Raw genomic sequence first — 13150 nt, 5'->3', positions numbered from 1 at the left:
GCGTTGTTTCAGACGCCGACGCGGTCGGGAATGCGCACGGATATGATCGTGCCGACGTTTTCGGCGGAGTGGATCTTCATCGTTCCACCGTGAAGGCGCGTCAGCGAGCGGGAAATCGCAAGCCCGAGGCCTGAACCGCCCTTGCTCTTGGCGTACTGGCTCTGCACCTGCTCGAACGGCTGGCCAATCTTCTGCAATGCATCCTTCGGAATACCGATGCCGGAATCGGCGATGGTCAGCGTGACTGCCCCGGTGACCTTGCGGGCCCTTAGCGAGATCCGGCCCCCTTCATTGGTGAATTTAACGGCGTTCGAAAGCAGGTTCAGCAGCACCTGTTTCATCGCACGGCGGTCGGCGACCATGGTCAGGCCTGAGGAAATTTGCTGAACGACGCGGATGTTCTTCTGCTCGGCTGGAATGGTGGTGAAGCGAAGCGTCTCTTCGATCAGTGGAGCGAGATCGATCGTCTCGCGCGTGATGCGCATGTGGCCTGCCTCGATCTTTGACATGTCGAGGATGTCGTTGATGACGTTGAGCAGGTGTTTGCCGCTTTCGAAGATGTCGCGCGAATACTCGTGATATTTCTCGGATCCGAGCGGACCGAACATCTGGTTTTGAAGGATCTCCGAAAAGCCGAGAATGGCGTTCAGCGGCGTGCGCAATTCATGCGACATGTTCGCCAGAAATTCGGACTTGGCCCGGTTCGCGGCTTCCGCACGCTCCTTCTCCGCCTGATAGTTGGCGTTGGCGACAGAAAGCTCGGCCTTCTGCTGTTCCAGCGTGATGCGTGATGCCGAAAGGTCGCCGATCGTTGCCATAAGCCGGCGTTCGGATTCGCGCAGGCGCACCTGGTGGCGCTTGAGCAGCGTGATGTCGGTGCCGACAGAAACCAGACCGCCATCGCGCGTGCGGCGTTCATTGATCTGAAGCCACCGCTCGTCGGCAAGCTGCACCTCGCTTGTCTGCGAGTGATTGCTGCGATCCGGATCGGCCACCCGCCGCTCGACGACCGGCCGTGCCGCGGCGGCATAGACGACTGTTCGCTCGGTGCCGGGCACGAGCACGTGATCCGGCAATTGATAGGCCTCTTGATAATGGGTGTTGCACATGACGAGGCGGTCGTGCTTGTCCCAGAGCACGAAAGCCTCCGACGTGCACTCGATGGCGTCGGCCAGACGCTGATCCGCTTCCGCATAGCGCTGGGCAAGGCGGTGTTGCTCGGTGACGTCCATGGCGATGCCGATCAGGTGGGTGCGCCCCGAGACGGTGCGGATGACCTGGGCACGCGCGCGCAGCCACACGTAATGGCCGTCGGCATGGCGCATGCGAAACACTTGGTCGATCTGGCGCGCGTTATCCCGCGCGATCGCCCGCGCCACGCTGTAGATGCCACGATCTTCCGGATGCATCAGCCGCGCAGCGTCGCCGAAGGACAGCACGCTGCTGTCGCCTGGCATGCCCAGCATCTCGTACATCGACCGCGACCAGAAAAGGCGCCGGTTGGCGAGGTCGAAATCCCACAGGCCGCAGCGACCGCGCGAGAGCGCGGTTTCAACGCGCAGGTTCGATTCGGCGAACACCGCATCGGCATCGCGCGCGCGCTTTGCCTGAATGTAATAGGCATAGAGCACGACGAGCAGGATCGCCGAGATGCCTGCAAACAGGGTGACATTGAGCGAAACTTCGTCGCGCCACGCCGTTTCGAGTTCGGCGATCGGTATTGCCGCCAGAATGACGCCAGCGGCTTCCGGAAGCTGCGTCAAGGCAACGAGGTGGGCGACATCGCCGATTGACGTCTCCATCACGCTCGATCCCTCGCCGTAATACTGCAACGAGGCGAGGTCCGGAGCGATCGATGCCAGCGTGCGTCCGATGAAATGCACCCCTTCGGGCGTGCTTGCGAATATCCGTCCGTCCTTGCGAACCGTCAGCAGGAACATGCCGCCGTCGAGCGTGTCCGCAGGAAGATATTCGCCGAGCCGCTGTTCGGCGTCCCATCGCCGGCCGTCGGCAAAAAGTGTCGCGCCATCGGCGTGGAAGGCGGCGGCAGCCGCGGCCGCCGCGAGGCCGACGGCCTGCCGGGAACTGCCCTCCATCCGGGCGTGTTCGCCCATGATGCCTGACATGCGGGAAATAGCCACGATGACCAGGAAAGCGATGATCAGGACGGGAATGGATCGCTTGAGAATAGGCTCGGCGCTTGCGAGCCGCTGCGATGCGGGCTCGGCAAACAGCTTTGCCTGCTCGATGAACTCCCGCTCCAGGCTGGAAAGGCCCGGAAACTTGAGTCGCAACCGCCCGTCGGCTGCGCTTCCCCGTCGCGCGTCCGCCATCTTTCCCAATCTTGTCATCCTCGAAAGCGCCCGGCATTCCCAATGAATGTGCCGAAGACGCCTGATCCTCTAGATCTGAGACATTGAGCCGTCCCAGCGTTTGGCTGGGGAATGGTTGCCTCAGTGATTCGGCGCGCCGCTCGCCCGAATCTGACTCAATGAATCACAGGGCGATTCGCCTTGTCCAGAGGGAATGGTAAAGATTTCTTAACCAATTCTCATCGTTGGAAAATCACAGGCCGGATTACCGTTGCGGCTTCGGCTCTTTCTGTCAGATGAGCTTTAGTTCATTGGAATCGTTCATGGCGGCATTACGGCGCCGCCCGTCCAATCGGACGCGCACAGGTCGCTGCAGCCCTTTGAGCTGCTGATTCCTTAAATCGATTTCGATTTAAGGAATCATGCAGTAGCCCGATTCGAGCCAATGCTGCCGTGATCGCTGTGCACGAGAGCCGTCAGGCCTCCAGCATGCGGTCGACGATATCGCTGACATCTGCGGACAGGTTGGCCGCGCCGGCGATCTCCGCAAGCGCGTTGCGGGCATGATCCGATCGGACTTTCTCCAGCGAACGCCAGGAGCGCATCGACGTCAGAATGCGCGCCGCGAGCTGCGGATTGCGCGGATCAATGTCGAGAATCTGTCGGGCAAGGAAGCGATAGCCTTCGCCATCGGCCCGATTGAACCCGGTCGGGTTGGAGAAGGCGAACGTTCCGACCAGCGAGCGGACACGGTTTGGATTGTTGCCGTTGAAGAGCGGATCGGACATCAGCGTCTTGACGCGATCGAGGGTCCTGGGGCCGGGAACCGTCGCCTGGATCGCAAACCATTTGTCGATGACGAGGGCGTTGTCCGCAAAACGTTGTTTGAAATGAGCGAGGGCCTCGGCCGTCTCTTTCGCATCCGGGAAACGATGTGCCAGCAACGTCAGCGCGATGCTGAGATCGGTCATGTTGTTGGCGGCACGGAATGCCTCGGCCGCCCTTTCCGGCCCCTTGTCACCATAGACGAGGAAGGAAAGGGCGCTGTTGCGCAACGCTCGACGTCCGGCGCTGGTGGCATCCGGGCTGAATGGGCCTGGGGCTGCCATGTCGTCCATCAGCCGGTTGAAGGTATCCCGTCCGGCTGCGGCGACACCGGCCAGGATCTGTTGACGGCCGGTGTGAATGGCATCCGGGTCATTGTCGCTGCCGATTTCCCGGGCGATGTCGGATTCACTCGGCAGCGTCAGGGCCTGCGAGCGGAACGCCGGCTCCAGCCGGTCATCCGCCGCCGCGGCAATCAGGCCGGCGACGAGGGCGTTGTCGCAGACAACCGGTTGGCCGTTGCGCGCCTGCGTGGTGGCGGCAACCAGATTGTCGAGCGCAATGGCGTTCAGTGCCTGCCAGCGGGCAAAGAGATCGATCTCGTGGCGCGCGATCAGTGCGCGGTCCCCGGGGCTCTGCTCGATGTGGAGGTTGATCGGCGCCGAGAATCCGCGGTTCAAGGACGGCACCGGGCGCGACGGAATGCCGGAGAATAAAACCGTCTGCTTGCGTTTGGTGAGATGGATGACATCTTCCGTGATGTCGGCGCCCGAAACCGACGCGGCTTTCGCTTCGCTGCCGTCCTCAAGCAAGAGTCCGAGCCGCAGCGGAATATGCATGGGCTCCTTGGTGCTCTGGCCCGGCGTCGGGGGCACCGTCTGCTCAAGCGAAAGCGAAAAAGTCTGCTTGTCGGCATCGTAGGATCCCGATGCGGTGACGAGCGGCGTTCCCGCCTGGTGATACCAGAGCGAAAATTGCTTGAGGTTGCGCCCGCTGGCGTCCTCGAAACAGGCAACGAAATCTTCGATCGTCACCGCCTGACCGTCGTGACGGTCGAAATAGAGATCCATGCCCTTCTTGAAGAGGTCGCGGCCGAGGATGGTGGCGATCATCCGCGTCACCTCGGAGCCCTTTTCGTAGACAGTGGTCGTGTAGAAGTTGTTGATTTCACGATATTTCGTCGGGCGTACCGGATGGGCGAGGGGGCCGGCATCCTCCGGAAACTGCTCCGACTTCAGGTGACGTACCTCGGCGATGCGCTTGACGGCGCGTGAACGCATGTCCGCTGAAAATTCATGGTCGCGGAAGACGGTCAGGCCTTCCTTGAGGCAGAGCTGAAACCAGTCGCGGCAGGTGATGCGGTTGCCGGTCCAGTTGTGAAAATATTCGTGCGCGATGATCGCTTCGATATTGGCGTAGTCCGCGTCCGTCGCTGTTTCCGGGTCCGCGAGCACGTACTTGTCGTTGAAGACGTTGAGCCCCTTGTTCTCCATGGCGCCCATGTTGAAGTCGGAGACCGCGACGATCATGAAGATGTCGAGGTCATATTCGCGGCCGAAAACCTCCTCGTCCCACTTCATCGAGCGCTTCAGTGCGTCCATTGCATAGGAGGCACCGGCCTCCTTGCCATGCTCGACATAGATCCTGAGGGCGACCGTGCGGCCGGAGGCCGTCGTAAACGTGTCTTCCACGACGCCGAGGTCGCCAGCGACCAGCGCGAAAAGATAGCTCGGCTTCGGGTGCGGATCGAACCACGCCGCAAAATGACGGCCGTCGCCCATGTCGGCGCCACCGAGATGATTGCCGTTAGAGAGCAGCAGCGGTGTCGTCGCCTTGTCGGCGATGATGTTGACCGTGTAGACGGCGAGCACATCGGGTCGGTCGGGAAAGTACGTGATGCGGCGGAACCCCTCCGCCTCGCATTGGGTGCAGTAGACGTTGTTGGTGCGGTAGAGACCCATCAGCTTGGTGTTGGTCTCGGGCGAGAGCAGGGTGGTTATCGTGATCTCGAAGGGGGCCGTCTCCGGCAGCCCGCGGATCGTCAACGTATCGTCCGTGGCGTCAAAATGCGTTGGCGGTATTTCCACCTGATCGAGCAACAGGCCGGTCATGCGCAATTCGTCGCCGTCGAGGACCAGCGGCGCCGCCGGGCTTACCCCCTCGCGCCGGTGGAAAATGAGGCGCGCTTCGACCTTTGTTTCCTTCGGGTCGAGCTCGAAGGTCAGATCCACTCTCTCTAGAACGAAGTCGGTCGGCCGGTAGTCTTCCAGATGAATGGTCTGGCCCGTATTTGTCCGCATGGTCAGTCTCGCTCGCGCCTTCGTTGTACATTCGATTTGTAAAGGGCGCCTGTGATGGTGAAAAGCCCAAGGGGCGAAAAGCGAAACTTTGCCACATCATTGTGATGCCGGCGACCGCACTCCGGCGGACAAGACGTGGCTTCCGGTATTCTTCCCGTTCCCTTATCGATCAGTGGTTTATAGAAGCGTCACTAACAAGAACTAAATCGGCAAGGACTTTTTCGCGCTTGCTAAAAAATCTCGCAGAGCCCGAGCCGCGATGGCGGACGCATCACGAAAAAATGCTTGCCATCAAGAAATTTGATCCATATTCCGCCCCCGCATCGCTAGAGTGAGCGCGACCTTCCTGCGGCTTTTCTGCCGCGTCTTCCTCGGCCGAAATTCTCCTGCATTGGCCGGCGGCATTTGAAAAGTGCGTTTGATGGATGCGGACATCCAAAGCCCGATGAAGGGAATCCTGTTCAAGGTACTTTCCGTCGTCATCTTCGTTTGCATGTCCACTTGCATCAAGGCTGCCGGTGACGACATCGCCACCGGCCAAATTACCTTCTACCGTTCCGCCTTTGCGATGGTGCCGATCCTGGCTTTCCTGGCGCTTCGCGGCCAGGTGCGTGATGCGTTCAGGACCAAGAACCTGATAGGACATCTGGCGCGCGGCTTTGTCGGCATCCTTTCGATGAGCTGCGGCTTCTATGGGCTCGTCCACCTGCCGCTGCCGGAGGCGATCGCGATCGGCTACGCGATGCCGCTGCTTGCCGTCATCTTTGCCGCCGTTTTTCTCCGCGAGACTGTGCGGCTCTACCGGTGGTCAGCGGTCGTTATCGGGCTCACGGGCGTGCTGATCATCACCTGGCCCCGGCTGACGCTGTTCAAGAATGGAGAGTTCGGCTCGTCCGAGGCGCTTGGTGCAGCGGCGGTACTGGCTTCGGCGGCGCTTGGGGCGATGGCGATGGTGCTGGTGCGCAAGCTCGTCAAGTTCGAGCGAACGCACACGATCGTGCTTTACTTCTCCCTCTCGGCGTCGGTGTTTTCACTTGCGACACTGCCCTTCGGTTGGCCGGCAATGTCGTGGACGTCCTTTCTGCTGCTGATGGTCGCCGGCTTCTGCGGAGGCGTCGCACAGATCCTGCTGACGGAAAGCTACCGTCACGCCGACATGTCGACGATCGCGCCGTTCGAGTACACGTCGATCGTACTGGGTATTGCCGTCGGCTATCTTCTCTTCGGTGACATGCCGACGGGAACCATGTTGGCGGGCACCGCAATCGTTGTCTCGGCCGGCATCTTCATCATCTTTCGCGAGCATCAACTGGGTTTGGAGCGCAGGGGCGCTCGCAAGCACGTGACGCCGCAAGGCTGATGATTGCTCGCCAGCCCTATTCCGGCTGCCTCTCCCAAATGGGAACAGTGTCGTCGCTGATGAGCGCATCCGCATCCGCCTGCTGGGCGATCGGGCTCGTCACGTCCGGACCGGGCGTCGGCAGGACCGTGGTCGCCTGGAAGTCGGTCTTGGCGACGAGCCCCACGTGCTGGTCGCGCCTGAGAATGCGCCAGGCGGCATAACCACCGTAAAGCGCGAAGTAGACGGCGAGAACGACGAACAGTGCCGCGGGACCGAAGCGGTCCATCACCGGACCCACCATCAGCGGTCCGGCAATGGTACCGATGCCATACGTGATCATCAGGCCCGAAGAGATTTCCACGTATTCGTTCGGGCGGGCGAGATCGTTGGCGTGCGCGACATTGAGTGCATAGATCGGAAAGAGCACGCTGCCGATGCAGGCGGCGACGAGATAAAGCACCGTCGGGCTGTTGCCGATCGACACCGACATGACGAGGCAGGAGATGACGCCGACGATCCCGCAGCCGACCATGACGATGCGCCGGTCCATTCGGTCCGAAGCGCGGCCGATCGGTATCTGCGAGAGTGCGCTGCCCGTGAGCAGCGACGCAAGCAGCGTGGCGCCCTCGGCAGTCGAAAGCCCGATCCTCTGCGTGAAGACGCCGCCGAGATTGAGCCAGGCGCCGGAAAGCGCGCCTGCGAGAACGCCGCCGACGACGGCCACCGGCGAGCGGCGAAACAGGCCCGGAATGTCGAACTTCGCCTGCGCCGGCGGCGCCGGCATGGGCGAGGAGGAAAGCGCCGTCGGCAGCAGCGCTAGCGAAAACAGAACCCCGCAAAGAATGAACAGCGAGGTGTTGGTCGGATCGCCGAGCGGTACCAGATATTGGCCACCGATGGTCCCGACCATGGTTGTGATGAGGTAGAGCGAAAAGAGCAGACCACGGTTTTCGTTCGTCACACGCTCGTTGAGCCAACTCTCGATGACGAGATAGCTTCCTGAAATGGCAAAGCCTGAAATCGCCCGGAAGGCGATCCAGGCGCGCCAGTCGACGATGAGCCCGCACATCAGGATGGCAATGGAGAGCAGAGTGATCAACGCCGTAAAGACGCGGACATGCCCGACGCGCAGCACGAATCTCGGTGTGACAATGCAGGAGAGCGTGAAGCCGAGCGTGTATCCGGTGGCGAAGATCGAGACCGTGAGCGTGGACCAGCTTTCAGCCACGGAGCGCACCGGAATGACGTAGCTTTGCAGCCCGAAAGCCACCATCATCAGTAAGGTGGAGAGCATCAGGCTGAAAACGGAAGCGAGACTGGCCAGCATCGGCGCTCCTACTGCATGTTTCCTTAAATCGTCCCCGATTTAAGGATAAAAACATGCAGCAATTCAAAGTGCTACAGCGTCCTTTGCGCGTCTGATTAGACGCGCGGCGCTGTAGACATTGCTGGCGTCGTCTTCAGCCGTTGCGGAGAAACGCCCGGGGCACCGGGAAGGAGCGGTCGATCGGACGTTCGCCAGCTCACTCCGCGGATCGGAATGAGTGTGGCTTTATCGCAATCTTTTGACGCTGTCGATTGCGACAGTCGATGGCGAAAAGAAGCAGGAGAAGGATTAGTTCGGTAGCAGCGGGCTGACGGCAACACGGTGAGCGCGCCGCGAGTCCTTGATTGTACTTAAGCGGCTGTATTCGCGCGAGGCACGTACGGCTGTGCCGATGTCGGAGATCGTGTCGAGCAGAAGCCAAATGCTGCGAAGCGGCTTTGACATGACCCTTTTCCTTCTCTGCGATCCCAGAACGCGTGTTGCGGAGCTGAATGCTCCGCGCGATCGTCAGCGTTGGATGAATTCGGCGTAGATCTGGGCCGGGCGGCGCGTGGTCCGGGTAAGGCCGATCGCGGTCATCTGCTCGTTGGCTGCCGTGCCGAAGTTGTTGAATGGTGTCCGCAGCGCGGCGCCGGCATGGCGGAGCGTCTCAAAGCTGCTGTGAATCGGACGAAAGCGGGCAGTCATGGTTCATTTCCTTTTCCATTCCTCCCACATGCCCATATTGCGATGCAGCATCGATTTTGCAACGCATTAAAACGCGGCGCTGGCATGCGCAATTCGCATGGCTTTTTTCACCATTTATTCACGAATGGGCGCGGAACTTGTTAGGCGTTGATCTTCGCCTTGAAGACGAGCAGATCCTGCCAGGCAAACCGCTTGTTGACCGGAGCGGTCACGAGATCCTGGGGATGCAGGGTTGCCAGTGCCGGAACACGGTGGCCGCCTGCGGAAAGCTCGCGCCATTCCCCGCGCAATTGATGGATCGTATCGGCACCGCCGAAGAAGAAGCGCGCCGTGAAGTTTCCGAGAAGCAGCAATTGCTTCGGCTCGGCGAGTGCGATCTGTCGCTCGATGAAGGGGCGGCAGATATCCGCTTCGCGGCCCGAAGGCACGCGATTTCCCGGCGGACGCCAAGGTACGACATTGGTCAGCAGCACATCCTGCCGGGCGAGGCCGATTCCCAAAAGCATACGCTCGAGCATCTCGCCCAGCCTGCCGGAGAATGGCTGACCATCGCGATCGTCGTCCGCATAGGGCATCGGTCCAATGATCATGATCCCGGATGCGGGATCGCCCTCGGCGAAGACGAGATTGCGGGCGCTGTTTTTCAGGTTGCAATGGTTGAAGGATTCCATTGCCGTTCTGAGCTCCGGCAACGAGCGCGCTGTTTCCGCGGCGAATTGCGCCTCCTTAATGGCCTGCTCGTCGGGAATCGCGACCGACGGAGGGGAGGCCGCCGGTGCTGCGGGAGCGGCGCTGCGGGACTGCGCGGGTGCCGATTGCTGCGCTCCCGCACCTTGCCTTTGGCCGGTGCCCGTCGGAGCGCTTTGCGGGGCGCTGCGCGCCTCAGCGCGCTTCGCCTTCATCGCCTCGAACTCTGCGAACCGGTCGACGGCTTCGTCTTCCAACAACCATTCGACGCCCGCATCCGCATGGAAGGCGAGAAGGGCGGCAAGCTCTGCCGGGGAAAGGTGGTTGGCCGGGATCATGAGGCGAACTTAGCAGATCGGCGTGAGCGGTCCAGCGACATCAAGCGGCTCAGCCGTCCAGGTCGCGATGTCCTGCCGCTCGCCGATCAATGCTAGCCCATGTGCGATCGACAGGAGTTCTCCGCCGCTTTCGATCTTTGACCGGTCGAAACGGTTGTCGAAGACTCGCCTTACCGCCGGCACGAAGGACGTGCCGCCCGTAAGGAATACCTTGTCGATCGCTGCCGGCGCCGTCTCGGTCTTTTCAAGTACCTCATCGAGCGCCTGTTCGATGCGCGCAAGGTCAGGCGCGATCCAGGTCTCGAAGTCGACGCGTCGAACCGTCCGGCGAGCCCGCTCGCCGAGCGGCGCAAAAAAGAACTCGGTTTCTTCCTCCTGCGACAGTCGCATCTTGGTGGCCGAAACCGCCTGGTAGAGCGGGTAACCTTCGTCGTGCTCGATCAGATCCACGAAGGCTTCGAGTTTTTCCGGCTCAAGGCTCGCCCGGACAAGTTTCTTCAGCTCGGAAAAGTCCTTCAACGTCTTGAAGATCGACAGCTGGTTCCAGCGGCCGAAATTGGCGTAGTAGCTCGATGGCACTTCAAGCAGCTTGTCGAAGCTCTTGAACAGACTCCCCTTTCCGATGAGCGGCGAGACGATATTGTCGATGATGCGGAAATCGAAATGGTCGCCGGCGATGCCGACGCCGGAATGCCCGACCGGCGTCGCCGTCAGCCGGCCGCCCTCGCTCTCGAAGCGGATGATTGAATAGTCGGTCGTGCCACCGCCGAAATCGGCGACGAGCACCGTCGCGTCCCTGTCGAGCGTTCGTGCAAAATAGAAGGCGGCCGCGACCGGTTCGTAGACATAGTGGACTTCCGGAAAGTCAAAGCGTGCCAAGGCGCGATTGTAACGCTCGAGTGCCAGCGTCTCGTCCGGGTTTGCGCCCGCAAACTGCACCGGACGCCCGACGACGATGCGTTTCAGCTCGTTGCTCCATTCGCTGCCGGCATAGTCCCTCAGCCGCGCGAGGAACGCATACATGAGGTCCTCGAAATCATGCCGCTTGGCGAAGACCAGCGTGCCCTGGAACACCGCGCTCGCTGCGAAGGTCTTGATCGACTGGAGGAAGCGGCATTCGCCGGGATTGTCGATGAATTCCCGGATCGCCGCCTGTCCCGCTTCGATCTGTAACGGCCCGCGGTCTGCTTTCTTCAGAAACGAAAGTGCCGTCCGCGTCGTGTCGGATTTGCCGGTAGAGCTTTCGACGACGACGGAGCGAGTCGATGCACCCTGTGACAATGCCAGCACGGAATTGGTTGTGCCGAAATCGAGACCGAGGGCGGATGCCATGACTTTCTCCGTGTCTTGAGCAGGCCGAGGAAAATGTGCGCGGTTTTTCCGGCGTTGCGTTGGAAGGGAAGGGCGGGCCTCCTCGCACGCGGTTGCGGCAAAAGCAAGCCGTCTCAGCTGCCGAAGATGACGCCAATGTTTACGTTTACGTCTAAGTAATATAAGGCACGTGTGGTAAACTCATGAAGTTATGCGCAAATGCGGAGATTGTCTGTCGCATCCCGGCTCGACAAGCCCGACCGCATTTGCCATGACGGGGATGATTTGGCTTGGGAACAGAACCGGCGGAAGACCGACGACACTGGAGAGCATGAGAATGACCGAACGACAGGAACTGCCGGAACGCGAGAGCATGGAATTCGACGTGGTGATCGTCGGCGCCGGACCGGCAGGGCTCGCGGCGGCAATCCGGCTGAGACAGGTCAATCCGGAACTTTCGGTGGTGGTGCTCGAGAAGGGCGCCGAAGTCGGCGCGCATATCCTCTCCGGTGCCGTCGTCGATCCGATCGGCATCGACCGGCTGTTGCCCGGCTGGCGAGACGAGCCGGACCATCCGTTCAAGACGGAAGTCACCGACGATCATTTCCTGTTCCTGGGTCCCGCCGGCTCGATCCGCCTGCCGAATTTCCTGATGCCGCCCCTGATGAACAATCATGGCAATTACATCGTCTCGCTCGGAAACGTCTGTCGCTGGCTCGCCACCCATGCAGAAGCCCTGGGCGTCGAGATCTATCCGGGTTTCGCCGCAACGGAAGTGCTCTACAACGACGAGGGCGCCGTGATCGGCGTTGCCACCGGCGACATGGGCATCGAGCGCTCCGGCGAGCCGGGACCGAACTTCGCCCGCGGCATGGCGCTCCTTGGCAAATACACTCTGATCGGCGAGGGCGTGCGCGGCTCGCTCGCCAAGCAGCTGATCGCCAAGTTCAAGCTTGGTGAGGGCCGCGACGTGCCGAAGTTCGGCATCGGCCTGAAGGAACTCTGGGAAGTGAAGCCGGAAAACCATAAGCCCGGCCTGGTGCAGCATTCCTTCGGCTGGCCGCTTGACATGAGGACCGGCGGCGGCTCCTTCCTTTATCACCTCGAGGACAATCTCGTCGCCGTCGGCTTCGTCGTCCACCTCAATTACAAGAACCCCTATCTCCATCCGTTCGAGGAATTCCAGCGCTTCAAGACGCATCCGGCAATCCGTGGCACCTTCGAGGGCGGCAAGCGCCTCTCCTATGGCGCGCGCGCCATCACCGAGGGTGGCTACCAGTCGGTGCCGAAGCTGTCCTTCCCCGGCGGTGCGCTGATCGGCTGTTCGGCCGGCTTCGTCAACGTGCCGCGCATCAAAGGCAGCCACAATGCGGTGCTGTCGGGCATTCTGGCGGCGGAGAAGCTCGCCGAGGCGATCGCCAGCGGCCGCGCCAATGACGAGCCGATTGAGATCGAACACGGCTGGCGAGACAGCGCCATCGGCCAGGACCTGAAGCGGGTGAGAAACGTCAAGCCGCTGTGGTCGAAGTTCGGCACCGCGGTCGGCGTCGCCCTCGGCGGCCTCGACATGTGGACGAACCAGTTGTTCGGCTTCTCCTTCTTCGGCACGCTGCGGCACGGCAAGACCGACGCGGCCTCGCTGGAACCGGCCGAACAGCACCAGAAGATCGACTATCCGAAGCCAGACGGCGTCTTGACCTTCGATCGCCTGTCCTCGGTGTTCCTGTCGAACACCAACCATGAGGAAGACCAGCCGATCCACCTGCAGGTGAAGGACCCCGACCTGCAGAAGCGGTCGGAATACGACGTCTTTGCTGGCCCGTCGACGCGCTATTGTCCGGCCGCCGTCTACGAGTGGGTGGAGAAGGACGGCAAGCCGACCTTCGTCATCAACGCCCAGAACTGCGTGCACTGCAAGACCTGCGACATCAAGGACCCGAACCAGAACATCAACTGGGTGCCGCCACAAGGGGGCGAAGGCCCGGTCTATCCGAACATGTAATGTTCGGCAGTCGGGCCGC

The 13150-nt window shown here is 61.2% G+C and carries 9 protein-coding genes; 2 read left to right on the top strand and 7 right to left on the bottom strand.

Going from position 1 to position 13150, the window contains the following annotated elements:
• Window positions 1-8 precede the first annotated feature (8 nt).
• Both GHK62_RS27375 and pepN read right to left on the bottom strand, forming a co-directional pair.
• Window positions 9-2342, bottom strand: coding sequence for a PAS domain-containing sensor histidine kinase (locus GHK62_RS27375; protein WP_167528378.1), 2334 nt, complete (start codon window positions 2340-2342; stop codon window positions 9-11).
• Window positions 2343-2788: 446 nt separating this feature from the next.
• Window positions 2789-5437 (bottom strand): aminopeptidase N, encoded by a 2649-nt coding sequence (pepN, locus tag GHK62_RS27370; protein WP_153442094.1) that lies wholly within the window; start codon window positions 5435-5437, stop codon window positions 2789-2791.
• A gap of 421 nt (window positions 5438-5858) precedes the next feature.
• Here pepN and GHK62_RS27365 point away from each other — a divergent pair, with 421 nt between their 5' ends.
• On the top strand, window positions 5859-6797 hold the full coding sequence (locus GHK62_RS27365) for a DMT family transporter (RefSeq protein WP_153442093.1): 939 nt from the start codon (window positions 5859-5861) through the stop codon (window positions 6795-6797).
• Between the two features lie 16 nt (window positions 6798-6813).
• Here the strand turns inward: GHK62_RS27365 and GHK62_RS27360 are convergent, their stop codons facing one another.
• The 5 genes from GHK62_RS27360 to GHK62_RS27340 form a co-directional block, all read right to left on the bottom strand.
• Window positions 6814-8106, bottom strand: coding sequence for an MFS transporter (locus GHK62_RS27360; protein ID WP_153442092.1), 1293 nt, complete (start codon window positions 8104-8106; stop codon window positions 6814-6816).
• 288 nt (window positions 8107-8394) lie between these two features.
• On the bottom strand, window positions 8395-8550 hold the full coding sequence (locus GHK62_RS27355; protein ID WP_153442091.1) for a hypothetical protein: 156 nt from the start codon (window positions 8548-8550) through the stop codon (window positions 8395-8397).
• 63 nt (window positions 8551-8613) lie between these two features.
• Entirely contained in the window at window positions 8614-8793 is a 180-nt protein-coding gene (locus GHK62_RS27350; protein ID WP_153442090.1) for a hypothetical protein, read from the bottom strand.
• 140 nt (window positions 8794-8933) lie between these two features.
• Window positions 8934-9818 (bottom strand): uracil-DNA glycosylase, encoded by an 885-nt coding sequence (locus GHK62_RS27345; protein ID WP_153442089.1) that lies wholly within the window; start codon window positions 9816-9818, stop codon window positions 8934-8936.
• Between the two features lie 9 nt (window positions 9819-9827).
• Window positions 9828-11150 carry an Hsp70 family protein gene (locus GHK62_RS27340; RefSeq protein WP_153442088.1) on the bottom strand — a complete coding sequence of 441 codons (1323 nt, stop codon included), beginning with the start codon at window positions 11148-11150 and terminating at the stop codon, window positions 9828-9830.
• Window positions 11151-11466: 316 nt separating this feature from the next.
• Here GHK62_RS27340 and GHK62_RS27335 point away from each other — a divergent pair, with 316 nt between their 5' ends.
• Entirely contained in the window at window positions 11467-13131 is a 1665-nt protein-coding gene (locus tag GHK62_RS27335; RefSeq protein WP_153442087.1) for an electron transfer flavoprotein-ubiquinone oxidoreductase, read from the top strand.
• The last annotated feature ends 19 nt before the right edge of the window (window positions 13132-13150 follow it).

It is taken from the genome of Sinorhizobium terangae (assembly GCF_009601505.1).
In the GTDB taxonomy this organism is placed as follows: Bacteria; Pseudomonadota; Alphaproteobacteria; order Rhizobiales; family Rhizobiaceae; genus Sinorhizobium; species Sinorhizobium terangae.
Note: the sequence above shows the minus strand (reverse complement) of the source record. Positions and strands in the feature narration are given on the sequence as shown.